Source organism: Rhodococcus sp. W8901 (assembly GCF_013348805.1).
Lineage (GTDB): Bacteria > Actinomycetota > Actinomycetes > Mycobacteriales > Mycobacteriaceae > Prescottella.
Genome location: NZ_CP054690.1, coordinates 1358158 through 1373065, shown reverse-complemented (window position 1 = coordinate 1373065; position 14908 = coordinate 1358158). Strand labels below are relative to the sequence as shown.

At 67.2% G+C, this 14908-nt stretch carries 16 protein-coding genes; 4 read left to right on the top strand and 12 right to left on the bottom strand.

Annotation, left to right across the window (positions count from 1 at the left end; translation table 11 throughout):
- The first annotated feature begins 237 nt into the window (after positions 1 to 237).
- Positions 238 to 360 carry a hypothetical protein gene (locus HUN07_RS27260; protein WP_302675475.1) on the top strand — a complete coding sequence of 41 codons (123 nt, stop codon included), beginning with the start codon at positions 238 to 240 and terminating at the stop codon, positions 358 to 360.
- Positions 361 to 555: 195 nt separating this feature from the next.
- On the opposite strand, the gene HUN07_RS06515 is transcribed toward HUN07_RS27260, so the two are convergent.
- From HUN07_RS06515 to HUN07_RS06495, 5 genes are all read right to left on the bottom strand, one after another.
- Positions 556 to 1656: a tyrosine-type recombinase/integrase gene (locus HUN07_RS06515; RefSeq protein ID WP_174908637.1), complete on the bottom strand. Its 1101-nt coding sequence runs from the start codon at positions 1654 to 1656 to the stop codon at positions 556 to 558.
- 243 nt (positions 1657 to 1899) lie between these two features.
- Complete coding sequence (locus HUN07_RS06510; protein WP_174908635.1) at positions 1900 to 2826, bottom strand: FAS1-like dehydratase domain-containing protein; 927 nt, start codon at positions 2824 to 2826, stop codon at positions 1900 to 1902.
- Between the two features lie 5 nt (positions 2827 to 2831).
- Positions 2832 to 3809: a quinone oxidoreductase family protein gene (locus HUN07_RS06505; protein ID WP_174908633.1), complete on the bottom strand. Its 978-nt coding sequence runs from the start codon at positions 3807 to 3809 to the stop codon at positions 2832 to 2834.
- Between the two features lie 127 nt (positions 3810 to 3936).
- Entirely contained in the window at positions 3937 to 4413 is a 477-nt protein-coding gene (locus HUN07_RS06500) for a GyrI-like domain-containing protein (protein WP_174908631.1), read from the bottom strand.
- A gap of 95 nt (positions 4414 to 4508) precedes the next feature.
- Positions 4509 to 4880 carry a hypothetical protein gene (locus HUN07_RS06495; RefSeq protein ID WP_174908629.1) on the bottom strand — a complete coding sequence of 124 codons (372 nt, stop codon included), beginning with the start codon at positions 4878 to 4880 and terminating at the stop codon, positions 4509 to 4511.
- A gap of 329 nt (positions 4881 to 5209) precedes the next feature.
- Between HUN07_RS06495 and HUN07_RS06490 the strand changes: the two genes are divergently transcribed.
- Positions 5210 to 5587, top strand: coding sequence for a hypothetical protein (locus HUN07_RS06490; RefSeq protein ID WP_174908627.1), 378 nt, complete (start codon positions 5210 to 5212; stop codon positions 5585 to 5587).
- 13 nt (positions 5588 to 5600) lie between these two features.
- On the opposite strand, the gene HUN07_RS06485 is transcribed toward HUN07_RS06490, so the two are convergent.
- Entirely contained in the window at positions 5601 to 5987 is a 387-nt protein-coding gene (locus HUN07_RS06485; RefSeq protein ID WP_174908625.1) for a hypothetical protein, read from the bottom strand.
- Positions 5988 to 6255: 268 nt separating this feature from the next.
- Between HUN07_RS06485 and HUN07_RS06480 the strand changes: the two genes are divergently transcribed.
- Positions 6256 to 6606, top strand: a complete 351-nt coding sequence (locus HUN07_RS06480; protein ID WP_174908624.1) for a MerR family transcriptional regulator — start codon at positions 6256 to 6258, stop codon at positions 6604 to 6606.
- Between the two features lie 7 nt (positions 6607 to 6613).
- On the opposite strand, the gene HUN07_RS06475 is transcribed toward HUN07_RS06480, so the two are convergent.
- Both HUN07_RS06475 and HUN07_RS06470 read right to left on the bottom strand, forming a co-directional pair.
- The gene (locus tag HUN07_RS06475) at positions 6614 to 8863 is read right to left on the bottom strand and encodes an ATP-dependent DNA ligase (RefSeq protein WP_174908622.1); all 2250 of its coding nucleotides are present in this window, start codon (positions 8861 to 8863) and stop codon (positions 6614 to 6616) included.
- 127 nt (positions 8864 to 8990) lie between these two features.
- Complete coding sequence (locus HUN07_RS06470; RefSeq protein ID WP_174908620.1) at positions 8991 to 9914, bottom strand: LysR family transcriptional regulator; 924 nt, start codon at positions 9912 to 9914, stop codon at positions 8991 to 8993.
- A gap of 101 nt (positions 9915 to 10015) precedes the next feature.
- Here HUN07_RS06470 and HUN07_RS06465 point away from each other — a divergent pair, with 101 nt between their 5' ends.
- A complete protein-coding gene (locus HUN07_RS06465) occupies positions 10016 to 11068 on the top strand; it encodes a YeiH family protein (RefSeq protein ID WP_174908618.1) in 1053 nt (350 codons plus the stop codon).
- Between the two features lie 81 nt (positions 11069 to 11149).
- On the opposite strand, the gene HUN07_RS06460 is transcribed toward HUN07_RS06465, so the two are convergent.
- The 4 genes from HUN07_RS06460 to HUN07_RS06445 are packed head-to-tail and all read right to left on the bottom strand — an operon-like array spanning position 11150 to position 14341.
- Positions 11150 to 11605: a MaoC family dehydratase gene (locus HUN07_RS06460; protein ID WP_174908616.1), complete on the bottom strand. Its 456-nt coding sequence runs from the start codon at positions 11603 to 11605 to the stop codon at positions 11150 to 11152.
- Entirely contained in the window at positions 11605 to 12357 is a 753-nt protein-coding gene (locus HUN07_RS06455) for an SDR family oxidoreductase (RefSeq protein ID WP_174908614.1), read from the bottom strand. Before HUN07_RS06455 ends, HUN07_RS06460 begins: the two co-directional genes overlap by 1 nt.
- Positions 12354 to 13118 (bottom strand): SDR family NAD(P)-dependent oxidoreductase, encoded by a 765-nt coding sequence (locus HUN07_RS06450; protein WP_114718105.1) that lies wholly within the window; start codon positions 13116 to 13118, stop codon positions 12354 to 12356. The genes HUN07_RS06455 and HUN07_RS06450 overlap by 4 nt, the downstream gene beginning before the upstream one ends.
- Entirely contained in the window at positions 13118 to 14341 is a 1224-nt protein-coding gene (locus tag HUN07_RS06445; RefSeq protein ID WP_174908612.1) for an acetyl-CoA C-acetyltransferase, read from the bottom strand. The genes HUN07_RS06450 and HUN07_RS06445 overlap by 1 nt, the downstream gene beginning before the upstream one ends.
- Between the last annotated feature and the right edge of the window lie 567 nt (positions 14342 to 14908).

Below are 14908 nucleotides of genomic sequence, written 5' to 3'. Positions count from 1 at the left end.
TCGACTGACATGCCGACCCTTGTGCGAGACATGTAGGGCCGCTCGAATATCGAGCCGGTTGTATGACCAGCGGACGCCGAACTCGTCCCGCTTACTGACAGCCCGGACGATCCCCTGCCGACGCCAACGCTGCAACGTTGATGGCTTCCGGCCGATGAAGCGCGCGGCCCGAAACTCGTCCATCCAGGTCTTCCGATCCTGGTCAAGCGCCCGCACTCGCGCGCTGTCACCAGCATCTTGAGCGCGCCGGTACGCCGCAGCGATCACAGCATCCGTTTCCTGCCGGACTGCCCGCTCAGCGACCCCACAACCGTGGGCAGCGTCAACCTGCGCCCGCAGCTTCCGGATTTCTTCTTCTGATAGGACCACGGCCCCCCTCGGCTTCGAACTTCCGTTCGACTAATTTGAAGACGGTACACCTAGAGGCCACCAGAAACGCACAACCCGAGATCATGCGAGCGACATAGCCGATATTCGCAGGTTGACTGCCCGTCTTCTGCGATCCCAGAGAATCCAAGCCGACATGCCATCGGAGTTCACCATCTGCACTCTCGGCTACTCCCAGATGCCCTCCACCAGTGACCGGTTCCGCGCCGCAGTGCTGTGCGTATACCGGGCAGACATCGCCGACGACGTGTGACCCATCAACACCATGTGATCCGCCAACGTTGCACCAGCCTGCGCAAACAACGTGGCCGCAGAGTGCCGCAGATCGTGGAACCGCAACTTCGGGTGCCCAAGGGCCGCCGCACCACGCTTAAACCTCGGACGCACCGTGTTGTCGTGCAGAAGGTCCGCAGTATCCGCCGGGAACATCAAGCCACCACGACCAGGGGCAGCGTGCTCCGCGATATGCGCAACCAAGATGGGACGAAGAGCAGACGGCAATGGCACCGTACGCATCGCCGCCTTCGACTTCGGCGGGCCAACCACGAAATGACCCTTCATCCGCACCGCCGCACGGGCGACCGTCACCGAGCAATCCGACTCGGTCAACGTGAAATCAGACCGCCGTAGCGCCGTCAGCTCACCCCATCGAAGGCCACCGAAGCCAGCCACCAACACCAGCGCGCGCCACTGCGCCGGCATGGAATCGGCCAACTGGCGGATCTCGGCGGCAGTCAACGCAACAGGCTCGATGACCCGCGTCTTCACCGCAGCACGCTTGACGCGGCACGGGTTCGCCGGCACCAGCTCGTCATCAACGGCCTGGTTGAATATGGTCCGCAGGAGCGAGAAGGCGTTGGCGTTGCGCGTCGGGTAGTGATCCAGACTCGCGTACCACCTCCGAACATCCTGCACAGTCAAGCTCTCGAGTGGCACCGATCCAAGTTCGGGCAGGATGACGTTGTCGAGATAGCCACGGTTGAGCTGCCGGGTTCGCGGCTTGTGCCGCCCCTTCGTCTCGGTGTACCAGCGTTCCGCGTACTTCTTGACCGTAAGGACATCCTTCGGCTCAGCATCGAGTTCCGGCGGCGTCCAAGCGTCAAGGTCGATCTTGCGGCGCTCGCCGGCCAACCAAGCGACAGCGTCGTCCTTCGTTTCGAACGTGCGAGGAGCCTTATGCGGCAATCCGTCAGGGCCGGTGTACCGGGCTTGCCAGCGGCCGGACGATGTTTGGCGTGGCGCTCCGAAGCCGCGTCTGGTTCGTGCCATGTCCGTGCCTATCTCCTGCCTAATAGGAGTTATCGCGTGTCCGCTTGCGTCCACTTTAGGCACAGTGTAGCGTCGCCAATCACCAGCACAAATAGGACATTGTCGCTGGTAGACCCGCTCCGAGCGCGTCTAGGCATGACAGGTTCGAATCCTGCCGAGGGCACCCCCGAACTTCTGCCGCTCCCTCGTCGCGGCGCCGCACCCCCGATCGGCGACGCGACGCCGCCAGAACCGGTGCGGCAGCTACGACACCCGCACCGTGGCCGCCCCGTCGAACACCCGCACGCCGTGCTGGTTCACCGTGGCGACGGCGAGATCCAGCAGGGCCGCCCCGTCCTCGGCCCGCCGACCGGTGACCTCCACCCGGGCCGTGAGGGTGTCGCCGGGCCAGACCTGCGAACTGATCCTCCCGCCGAAGGACCGCACGTTCGCGTGACCGAACCGGTCGGTGACCGCCCGTCCGCTCATCCCCATGGTGAGCATGCCGTGCGCGAATACGCCCGGATAGCCGCGCTCGCGGGCATAGACGTCGTCGCTGTGCAGCGGATGGAAGTCACCGGACGCGCCCGCGTACATCACGATCTGGGCCCGCGTGAGGTCCGCGACGAGGGGCACGCTCCACGCGCTGCCGACCACGAGATCGCCGTCGTCGCCGTCGTCGACACCCTCGGACTCGGCGGTGGGACTCGGATTCGGCTGTGCGACAGGGTCGGCTGCGACCGGCGGCGTGTGCTCCACCATCGCCTGCACCCATCGCGCGGTGGCGACGAGCGCGCCGTCGGCATCGCGGTAGTCGGTGAGGGTCTCGCTGAAGGTCATCGTCCCCGCCCGGCGACCGCTCTTGCGCCACGTGTCACCGGGGCGATCGTCGGCGGTGAGGACGTCCCCGGCGCGGACCGGGCGGTGAAACGTGAAGTGCTGCTCCATGTGGAAGCCCGCCTGCTGGTCCGGCTCGCGCCGACGCGACGCGATCCAGGCAACGCCCGGCCGCGGACGACGCGCGTATGCCGGGTCGAAGTGGTCGGCGGCCATGAGGAAGGTGGGCGGGGCGACGAGGGCGTCCGGTCCGGACACCGTCAATCGGTCCACGTCGGTGTACGCGGGCTCGGGGTCGCCGATCGCGCGCGCGAACTGCAACAGGTGGGAGCCGTGCACGACGAGTCGGTACATGCTGCTCACTTTCCGACGGAGAGAACGATCTTGCCGAAGAAGCCGGACGACTCCATCAGCTCGTGTGCGGCGGATATCTCCTCCAGCGGCAAGACCGCGAACACCTCGGGCGTCACCGATCCCCGCTCCACCAGCCGCAGCAGTGCGGTCAGGGTCTCCCGCACCTGCTGTTCATCGGGGCGGCCCACACCGAGCACCGACAGCCCCCTCTCGAAGACCCGTCCCAGATGCAGTTCCGCGAGATGTCCCGCCGTGACACCCGTGGTGACGTAGCGGCCGAACGGACGGAGCGAGCGGATCGCCGCCGAGAACACCGGTGCGCCCACGTGATCGAGGACGACGTCCACCCCCTGGCCGGCGGTCAGGTCGCAAACGCGGGCGACGATGTCGTCGTTGTGATGATCGATCACCGCGTCGGCTCCGAGTTCCACAGCACGCTTACGCTTCTCGGGGCTTCCCACCGTGGTGAACACCCGGCAGCCCGCGGCCCGCGCGATCTGGATCCCGAAGCTGCCCACCCCGCTGCCGCCGGCGAACACCAGAACGTCCTCGCCCGGGCGGATCGCGGCGCGACCCACCAGCGCGTCGTAGGCGCTGCGGCCGGCGGTCGGGATCGCCGCGGCCTGCTCGTACGAACACCCGGCGGGCATCGGGAACGTCCAGGACGCTGGCGCGACCGCCAGCTCGCAGTGCGCGCCGCGCCGGCCCATCGCCACCACGTCGTCGCCGACCGAGAGCTCGGGCCGCAGCCTGCGCGCCTCCTCCCCCATCGCGACGACGGTGCCCGCCATGTCGCGACCGCCGACGTGGGGTGGGGTGACCCGCATTCCGTGGGAGCCCTCGCGCCAATAGACGTCGACGCGGTCCAGCGCCGACGCCCGCACCCGAATCAGGACGTCCGACGGCCCCGGGACCGGGTCGGGAAGTTCGCCCACCCGCAGTACCTCGGTGCCGCCCTGCTCGTTGTGGAACGCGGCGCGCATGATGTCGGCCTCCTCGGATCGGTGCGCCCAAGGTACTCGGCCGCCGTCATCGTGAACGTCTCACAGGCGGCTTGGATGTCTGCGCGTCGATTCCGTTGAGCGAGATCGGGGCCCGGGCGAATCGTTGTCAGTCCCGCGTGACCGGCCGCTGCAGTTCGGTGACCCAGTCGTCGGTGTTCTCCGAGTAGACGAGGTACCGCTCGCGGGCCGGGCCGTCGGCGCGGTAGCCGTTCGCCTCGATCCAGTGCTCGAGCGACGCCCACGCCGGGAGCACGTTCTCCATCGAGCCGCGGTGCTCGAGCGTCGCCGCACGCGGAATCTCTGGCAGATCCACGACCGCGAAATCTCGTCCCGGTCGCTCATCGGGCCCGACGGGAATCGCGGCATGGACGACGACGTCCGCCCCTGCCGGGGTGCGCTCGTAGTAGGCCAGCGCCGGCCCGATGCCCCGGACCTCGTCCCGCGCCAAGCGGTCCATCAGATCGTCGAACAGCAGTTTGACGACCGGACCGACATGCTCGGGGTCGAAGCCGGCCGCGACCCCGGTGAGCTCTGCCACCCGCAGACCGGGCAGTGGCTTGACGACGATCTCACTGTCCGACATCGCGCGCACCTCTCCGTCGACACTCCCGATCAGGCACCCGATTCCAGTTTGCACGGGTGGCCGTCGGTCGTGTCAAGCGGCGGGAAGCGGTGCACTCACGTCACCGAATCGGTCGTCTCCAGCACGACAGGATCGTTCGCCTCCTCGCACGCAGCGACGACGAACGCCTCGTGCGCCTCCGACGCCTGAGCCTCGGTGGCGTACCGGCGATGTCGAAGTGTCGTGTGATCGCGATCGAACACTGCGGTCTCGAAGATCAGCGGAGGTTCGGCCACCTCCCCGAGGTCGACGCCCACCCACACCGTGGAGATGTCGCGTATCCAGTCCAGGTCGGACATGTCCATCACGGTTGTCGCCCGGATCCGGTCGTACCCCGGCCGCCCCAGTAGCCGCTCGGCCTCCTCTTGCGGGATCGGTCGTCCGTCCCGGTCGTACCACTGCCGACCCGGTTCCACCCCGTCCGTCATCGCCTCACCTCCATCGTTCGGCACCAGCGTAGAGCCGAAGCCCCGGCTGCATCGGACGATACCGATAGTGGAGAAGCTTTTGCATCCCAACTACTTTCGGCAGTTCGTACGCCAGCAGACACGAGTGCGGTCACCTACGGCGGCTTCTTCGCCGAGCAGCTATCTATGCCTTCTGGTATAGATTTACTAAACACTTTGGAGGAGACAAGATGCTCCCATCGAGAGAGGAAACAGCAGCCGGCCCGGTACCACCGAGGTTCGGTACATCGCTTCCGAGATCCGCGAAACCACTCCGCGAGGTTCGGTGGCCCGAAAGAGAGACGAGTGTCATGGCACGCAAGCACGAGTACTTCACCGACCTGTACACCGACGCCCTGATCGGGTTCGCCGCCTTCACCCACCTGCCGGCGTCCGTCGTGCGGACCCCCGCGGGCTACGCAATCCGCGCCGATGCCGGCTTCGGGCGCTTCCTCCTCGCCACCAACGGCGATCAGGGCCTGGCCGAGGCCCGCACCGACCTCGACACCTGGACCGTCGAGATCCACGAGAGCACCCCTACCGGGGCAGATGTACTGGCAACGGAAACCGACCGCGACCTGGTGGCCGCGTACGGGCGCGCGGTGGAGCGCCTCGAATTCGAGGGCTCGTGGTCGCCCGTCGAGGTCGCGCTCGACCGCCCCGTCACCATCGTCGAGGGCGCCGCATGACGCTGTGAACTCGTCAGTCCTGATCAGCTGCGACCGGTGACTTCACGAGCTCGCCGAACTTGGCGTCCGACTCGATCCACTTTCCCGAGTTGCGCAGCGTGTCGAGCGCCTGATCGAAGGCGTCCACCAGCCACTCGTTCTCGGCCTCGGCGAGCAGTTCGTCCTCGGTGACACTGTGGGACTGCTGGAAGAAGGCCACGTGCCAGGCCTCGATCGCGTCGACGTCGTTGGTCAGCCCGTCCTGCGCGTTGGTCGCAAGAACATAGCGATTGAACTCGAAGTCGACGCGGATCGCGTACCGGCCCGCGGTGTTCACGACATTGGCGGGACGGTGCGTGGCGGCCGCGAGCGCAATCAGGGCGTCGGTGTAGCGATCGGCGTGTTCCTGCGTGCGGGGCATTTGCCCTCATCTCTTCCTTGAAGTGGCCCCCGTGGAACCCACGGTGGCAGCCGCGCATGGGACTCGAATTGGCCCGCCCGTTGCGTTTCGCCCGCTCGATCGTAGCGTCCGCGACGACGATTTCCGCAAGTCAGGGCCCGTCTGATGGCGCCGTAGGAGGTTACCTATGTACTGACGACACAGGTTTCGATCACAGGATCCGTCAGCCCGACCGCTGCGATCGACGTCCGACGCACGATCCGCAGCACTGCACGAAGCGGAGGATTCGATGAGCACTGATACCCGCAAGCACTCGACCCGCGGCCCTGGCTCTACCGCGGCGCCTTCCGCCAGGGGCGGGTACGGCACCTCGGTGGCCGCAGAACTGTCCGGCATCGGTCCGCAGACCCTGCGCCTGTTCGAACGCCGCGGCCTGCTCGCCCCGGACCGCTCGGAGGGAGGCACCCGCCGGTACAGCCGAGACGATCTCGATCGGATACGACGCATCACCGAACTCGTCGAACTGGGCGTTAACCTGACCGGAATCCGCGAGATCCTCGCGCTCGAGGACCTGGTGTCCGTCCTGAGCAACGAGAACGCAGACATGGCGGAGGACCGTTCCGCCCCGAGAGACGTCTGATCGACACTCAGGTGTTCTCGAGTCGGACGTCCGCGGGAGACTTGTCGTCCCGCACCCCGCGCCAGCTCAGGTGCCGCAACCGGCCGGCCTCGGTGCGCTCCCGATACCGCACCTCGCCGACGATCTTCGGCGTCACCCACACCGTGTCGCCGCGGCCGACGTCCGGCACGTCGTCGACGAAAGGGCTCGTCTTTCGCTCCAGGGGCGCCAGCATCGACGTCAACCGGTCGAGGTCGCGCTCGCTGAACCCGGTGCCGACCCTGCCGATGTAACGCAGCCCCGCCTCCTCAGGAATACCGAGCAGCAGCGAACCGAGCACCGCGTGCCGTGCGCCTCGCCCACGTCGCCACCCGCCGATGACCGCCTCCTGGGTGAGCCAGTTCTTCGTCTTGATCCACGCCGATCCCCGCTTGCCCGGCAGATAGACCGAGTCGCGCCGCTTCGCCACAACGCCTTCGAGGTCACGACTGCGCTCGCGGACCTCGGCGACCGACCCGGTCAGCTGGGGCGGCACCACCAACCCGTCGACGGCCGCGGCCAGCGCGTCGAGGATGCGACGCCGGTCGTCGTAGCGCTTGCGGACCAGGGAGATCCCGTCGAGGTAGAGCACGTCGAACGCCCAGAACTGCGGCGCTCCCCCAGCCTGCAGCGCGGGAAAGCTGTTCCGCCCCTGGCTGTCCAGACTCACGACCTCGCCGTCGAGCACCACCCGGTGCCCGTCCAGCGCCCGCGCAAGGGATTGCAGTGCCGGGTACCGATCGGTGACGTCGTTTCCCTCCCTCCCCCGCAATCGTATTGCGTCGCCGTCAAATTCGACGATCAACCGGATGCCGTCCCACTTCCCCTCGAACGCCCACTCGTCGGGGTCGAGACCATCGAGGGTGCCCGCGGTGGCGAGCATCGGGGCGAGTCCGCGCGGCAAATCGGTGCGGGCGCCGTCGCCGTTGCCGTCGCTCTTCATCAGATGCATCAGCCACTGGTCACCCTCGGTGCGGATGAGCGCGTACCGGCCCTGCACTCGGCTGCCGAAGAGTCGGACGATCACCTCGTCGTCCCGCCACTTCTCCGGTTCGTACGTTCCGGCGTCCCAGATGCTCACGGTGCCACCGCCGTACTCCCCGCGGGGAATGCTGCCCGAGAAACTCGCGTACTCGAGCGGGTGGTCCTCGGTGTGCACCGCCAGGCGGTTCTCCTTCGGCGACGTCGGCACACCCCGCGGCACCGCCCACGAGACCATGACGCCGTCGTGCTCGAGTCGGAAGTCGTAGTGCAGCCGCCGAGCGTGGTGTTCCTGGATGACAAACGAGTTTCCTTCGCCGCCTTCTTCTTCCGTCCGCGGTATCGGCTCGGGTGTGCGGTCGGGGTCGCGCTTGCGGCGGTACTCGGCGAGCGGATCCAGTGGCGGGTCCAGGCCGGCGAGCAGGTCGCCGTCGCGGCGGAACCGGTCGAGTACCTCGTCGAACCGCAGGTGCCGCAGATCCGGATCCTCGAGTTCCTCCCATGCGCGCGGCGCCGCCACCGTCGGCGCGGAACGCCCGCGCATCGAGTACGGCGCGATGGTGGTCTTCGCGGCGTTGTTCTGACTCCAGTCCAGGAACACCCGTCCACCGCGCACCGACTTCGCCATCGTCGCCGTCACCAGGTCGGGGTGCATCTGCTCGAGACTCGTCGCCACCTTTTTCGCGACCGTCGACGCACCACCCGGCGCCAGCGCCCGGTCCAGCGGGACGTAGACGTGGATTCCCTTGCTGCCGCTCGTGACCGGGAACGCCGCCCACCCGAGGGTCGCGACCAGGTCACGGACCGCGAAGGCCACCCGCGCACACTCGGCCAGCCCGACGCCGTCACCGGGGTCGAGGTCGAACACCAGCCTGGTCGCGGGCCCCGGCTCGTCGTCGACGAACCGCCACTGCGGCACGTGCACCTCCAGCGCGGCCTGCTGGCCGATCCACGCGAGCGCCGCTGTCGAATCGATCAGCGGGTAGCGGACCGTCCGATCCTTGTGATGCACCGCCCTTCGGCTGAGCCATTCCGGGGCGGACTCGGCGAGGTTCTTCTCGAAGAACGACGGCTCGTCCACGCCGTTGGGCCAACGCTTCCGGGTGACCGGACGGTCGATCGCGTGCGGGAGCAGCGCGGGCGCGATCGCAGTGTAGTAGTCGATCACCTCGCCCTTGGTGGTGCCGGTGGCCGGGTACAGCACCTTGTCGAGCCGGCTCACCGTCAAGCGTCGACCGTCGATCGTGCGCGTCGGCATCCGGGGTACCTCCCGTCACGGAATACCCACATTGTGCGCCGCCGACAGGCACCATGTCCTGCTCTTTCCTCCACCGACCAGGGCCACCCCGTCCGCGACCTCGTCCCGAGTGCACGGATCCGCTTTGTCACCGCCGACTGTCGATGCGGCGACGCCCACCGAAATCGCTTGCCAGCCCGATCAGCTCGCCCGCAGCGGGGTGCAGTGGGCCTTGCGAACTCCACACCGCGCGCAGTGTCCGTTCGAGATCGAGCCCCTCGACGTCGACCACCACGAGGCCGCCCGACGCGACGCGGTCGGCGACAGCGAGCGCGCTCAGCACCGCCGGCCCCACTCCAGCCAGGACGCTACTGCGAATCGCACCCGAGCTACCCAACTCGAGGAGCGGAGGACAGCGCGGATACCTTTCGAGTGCCACATCCAGGGTGGTGCGGGTTCCCGAACCCGGCTCTCGGACGATCAACGGTGTCGTGGCCAGTTCAGCAGCACCGACCGGTCGGCCGCGTGTGGCCCACACATGCTCGGGATGGACGACCACCACCAGACGATCCCGGGCAACCGGAACACTCCTGATCTGTTTGGGAATCTCGGGCGACTCCACGAACCCCAACTCGCACGATCCGTCCGAGACCTGTTCGAACACCCGCAACGAGTTCTGCACTTCCAGATGAATTGTCAGATCGGGATGCGATTGCCGAAAGCGGACGAGCCACAGCGGCATCAGATGTTCGGCGACGGTCATACTCGCGCTGACCCGAAGTCCGCGCGATCGCTCCGCCCGCAGGCCGTCGACGGCTTCGAGCAACTTGTCCATGTCGGCCAATATCTTTCGGGCCCAGTGCGCAACCACCAGGCCATTCGACGTCAAGACCGAACCGGTAGTGCTGCGCCGCACCAACGTCATCCCGAACTTGCGCTCCAACTGGGTGATATGGCGACTCGCATTCGGTTGCGCCATCCCGACCAGCCTGCCTGCGGCACTCAAACTTCCACTGTCGGCGATGCCGACCAGCAACTCGAGAGCAGTGTGATCGAGCGACCGACGCGACATGCGACAACTGTATGGCCGACCGCGCTTACATATCAATTCGGTATGACCCGTTGCTCAATCGGTCTCTACCGAACAGCCGGTCGACGAAGGATTGTCGTAGTATGAAATCCGTACTGGGCCAATCCGACGCCTCCAGCGCTGCGTCTCCATCCCCATCCGGCCCATCACGTCTGGACTCGGCGCGCGCCTTGGTGCCGGGCATTGCGTTGTCCGCCGGCGCTGCCGTCGTCGCCATGGGCGTCAGGCACTTCGTCCCCACGCTGAGCCCGCTGCTGATCGCAATCGTGCTGGGCGCCCTCACTGCCAATCTCGTCGTTCTGCCGGCGAGCTTCGGCGCCGGAATCACTTTCTCGTCCAAGAAGCTTCTGCGCGTAGGCATTTCCCTGCTCGGACTGCAGCTCGTGCTGGGCGACATCCTCGGCCTCGGGTGGGGCGTCATCGCAATGGTCGTGGCGATCGTCGTCCTCGGAATCGTCGGAACCATGTTCGTGGGCAGCCTGTTGGGCCTCTCCTGGACCCAGCGGGTGCTCATCGCCTGCGGCTTCTCGATCTGCGGAGCCGCGGCAGTTGCCGCAGCGGACGGCGTCGTCGAAGCCGACGAGGAGGAGGTCCTCACCGCCGTTGCACTGGTCGTGATCTTCGGCACCCTGATGATCCCGACGATCCCCTTGATCTCGAGTGCAATCGGTTTCGACGACACCGAAGCCGGGCTGTGGGCCGGCGGATCGATCCACGAGGTCGCTCAGGTCGTCGCCGCCGGCGGCATCATCGGCGGTGCAGCCCTCACCGTGGCAACGATCGTGAAACTGGCCCGGGTCCTCATGCTCGCCCCGGTCATGGCTGCCCTCAGCATCATGCAACGCAGACGGACCATCGGCCAGGGCACCACGACCAAACGCCCACCACTGATTCCGCTCTTCGTCCTGGCGTTTCTCGGACTGGTCGTCATCCGTTCGACGGAAGTCCTCCCGACCGGACTTCTTTCGGCTGCAAGCTCACTGCAGACTGCGCTGCTGACCGCAGCAATGTTCGCGCTGGGTGCAGGCGTCCGCATCGCCACGATCAAGAAGGTCGGAATCCGGCCGTTCATCCTCGCCGCGGCGTCCACCGTCTGGGTCGCGGCCATCGCCCTCGTCGGAGTCATGATGGTCTGATCCGGGGACACCCCGAAACGAACCACGGGCCTGCCGCGCACGACGTGCGCGGCAGGCCCACGTGCTCGTGGCCCCACCCGGCTATTCCACCAGGTATCGGGCGAGGGACCGCGCCACACAAACCGGCTTGCAGGCCCGGTCGCACTCGACGGAGACGTCGAGTGCGACCTGCACGCCGCCGGGAACGTCGTCGACGGACGCCACCCGTGCGTGGCCGCGCACGCGCGAACCACCCGGGACCGGAGAGGGGAACCGCACCCGGTCGAGTCCGTAGTTCACGGCCGCGGTCACGTTCTCGACGCGGATCAGATCATCGAAGAACCGTGACAGCAACGACAGCGTGAGGTAACCGTGGGCGATCGGACCGCCGAACGGACCGTCCGCCGCGCGCACCGGATCGATGTGAATCCACTGCCTGTCCTCGGTACAGTCTGCGAACGTGTCGATCCGGTTCTGGGAGACCGTCACCCAGTCGCTGGCGCCGAGGTCGGTGCCGACCGCGGAGCGCAACTCGTCGAGAGAGGTGAATACCGCCATCACACTCCTCCCGCCAGGGTCAGGCCACCGTCGACGACCAGAGTCTGCCCCGTGATCCACGCCGCGTCGTCGGACGCGAGGAACGCCACGGCGGCAGCGATGTCCTCCGGCTCGCCGAGCCGTCCCAGCGGGTAGTCGGCGGCCACCTGCTCCTCACGCCCCTCGTACAGCGGACCGGCGAACCGTGTCCGCACGACCGCGGGCGCGACGGCATTGACTCGCATCGTCGGGCTGTTCTCGGCCGCCAGCTGCGCGGTCAACGCGATCACCGCGGACTTGCTGACTCCGTAGACGCCGATGTCGGTCGCCGGCCGGAGCCCCGCCACCGAGGCGACGTTGACCACCGCGCCGACCGCCCCATCCAACTGCTTCCGGAAGTGCCTGGCCCAACCGATCACGCCGAGCACGTTGACCCCGAGGATCTTTCGCGCCGCGTCCAGGTCGGTGTCGAGCACCGGCCCCGAGACCGGGTTGATGCCGGTGTTGTTGACGAGGACGTCCAACCGGCCGAAGACCTCGACGGCCCGCGCGATCGTCTCGGCCTGGTGGGTCTCGTCGTCGGCCCGCCCAGCGACGGCGAGCGCCACCGACGGGCCGCCCAACTGTTCGACGGCGGCGTCGAGCGCGTCCTGGTTGCGCGCCGTGATCACGACGCGCGCGCCCTCGTCGACCAGGCGCTGCGCCACCGCGAGACCGATGCCGCGGCTCGCCCCGGTGACGACGGCGACGCGGCCGACGAAGCGAGCCGTCATATCGAGATCCCGCCGTCGACAGGAAGCACGGTGCCGGTGATGTATCCGGCGTTCGTCGATGCGAGGAACGCGACCGCCGCCGCCATCTCGCGGGGATCGGCGAAGCGGCCCATCGGGACCTGTGCGATCAACTCGGCCTTCTTGTCCTCCGGGATGGAGGCGATCATCCTGGTCTCGGCGTTGGGCGAGATCGCGTTGACCGTCACACCGAATCGGGCGAGTTCCTTCGCGGCGGTCTTGGTGAAACCGATGATCCCGGCCTTGGCCATGGCGTAGTTCGCCTGGCCCGGATTGCCGCGCAGACCCGTGTAGGAGGTGACGTTGACGATGCGGCCGTAACCGCGCTCGCGGAAATGGGGCACACAGGCGCGGCTGAACCGGAACGTCCCGCCCGCATGGACCGCCATGACCTGCTCGTAGTCGTCGTCTGTGAGCTTCCAGAGGACTCGGTCGCGGAGGATGCCGGCATTGTTGACCAGCACGTCGATCCGACCGGTCTCGGCGATCACGCGATCGACCACGGACTGGACCGAATCGCTGTTGCTCACGTCGGCTACGGCACAGCGGCACCCCACCTCGGCAGCCGCTTCGGTCACCGCATCGCCGTCGAAGTCGACGAGGTACACGGTGGCACCGGTCTCGTGGAAGAAGCGCCCCAACTCGAGCCCGATGCCGCGTCCACCGCCGGTCACGATCACGGACTGGCCGGTGAAGTCGAACGACACGTTCGACGTTGTCTGTGTCCCAATCGTTTCGGTCATCAGCTCAGCCTCTCGAAGATGATCGCCATTCCCTGGCCGCCACCGATGCACATGGTCTCCAGTCCGAACTGGAGGTCACGCTCCTGCAGCGAGTGCAGCAGCGTGGTCGTGATGCGGGCACCGGTCGCACCGAACGGATGCCCCAGCGCGATGCCGCCGCCGTTGACGTTGAGTCGGTCGATGTCGATGCCGAGATCCCGGTACGACGGGATCACCTGCGCCGCGAACGCCTCGTTGATCTCGGCGAGGTCGATGTCGGAGATCGACAGGCCCGCCTTCGCGAGAGCCCGACGCGACGCCTCGACCGGGCCCAGCCCCATGATCTCCGGCGACAGGCCGCTCACGGCGGTCGACACCACGCGTGCGAGCGGGGTGAGCCCGAGTTCGGCGGCCCTGTGGTCGCTCATCACGACCAGCGCGGCGGCACCGTCGTTGAGTGGACACGCATTTCCGGCGGTGACGGTGCCGTCCTCCCGGAAGACGGTTCGCAGTCCGGACAGCTTCTCGAACGTGGTGCCCGCTCGGGGTCCGTCGTCGGTGCGGACCGCACTTCCGTCGGCGAGGATGACCGGGGTGATCTCCCGCTCGAAGAACCCGTCGGCGATCGCCTTCTCCGCCAACTGCTGTGAGCGGGCGGCGAATTCGTCCTGCTCGGCCCGGCTGATCCCGCGGTAGGTGGCGATGTTCTCCGCGGTCTGCCCCATGGTGATGTAGACATCGGGCAGCAGGCCCGCGGTGCGCGGGTCGGTCCAGGTCTCGTTGGTCTCCGCCAGCCGCTTGGTCCGTTCCTGCGCCGGCGCGAACAGCGGGTTCTGCAACTGGACGTCGCCGGCCCCGACGCCGTTCTGCTGCGGGTACCGCGAGACGCACTCGACACCGGCGGAGACGAACACGTCACCGTCACCGGCCTTGATCGCGTTGAACGCCATCCGCGTGGTCTGCACGCTCGACGCGCACGCCCGGTTCACCGTCACGGCGGGAACTGCATCCATACCCAACTGGACTGCAACGCGGCGGGCGATGTTCTCGCTCTGCTCACCGGTGTGCTCCCAGGCCCCCAGGTACAGGTCGTCCACGGTGTTCGGATCGAGCGAGGGGATCTGGTCGAGAGCTGCTCGAACCATCTGCGCGGCAAGGTCGTCCGGCCGGACCCCTGCCAACGATCCCTTACCCGCACGCCCGATCGGCGAACGTGCGGTTGCGACGATGACTGCTTCGGTCATGATTCGTAACTCCCGTTCCGCCGGCCGCAGCCGGCACAGGTAACAGCGCCAACTCGCGCCAGAGTGACTTCCTACGTGAACTCGGTCGAACCGGCCGGGAGCGTCGTCGCGGGCAGACATGTCATCCACGCGCGCGACGCGGCGCTTGCCCGCGCGGTCGGTCCCCGTTCCGCCTCGACCTCCGCCCATAGGGCGGATCGCTAAGCGTTCGCTTAGTTTGGGGCGGTTGCTCGCGAAAGTCAATCCCAGCCGCGGAGACGGAAGCAGGTGGACCGAATCTGGTTCTGGCCGAGCACGACAACAGTTCGAACAGTTGATCTTGCGCGTGCAACACGGAGGTCACGCCTCGAGGGGCAGTCGGCCAGGGCCGCACTGCAGCAGCTAGATGTGCTCCACCAGAATAAGCAATCGCTTATTGATCGGTGGATGCGCCACCGGCCGTCACAAGGCGCGCTGAAGGCAAATTCCGGTGCGGGGACGAAATTGTCGGCGCACGGGCAGTATCGCGTCATCGACGATGCGGCCGTAGACGTGCCGGGTGGGCGGCGGTCCACGCGGCCTTCTTCT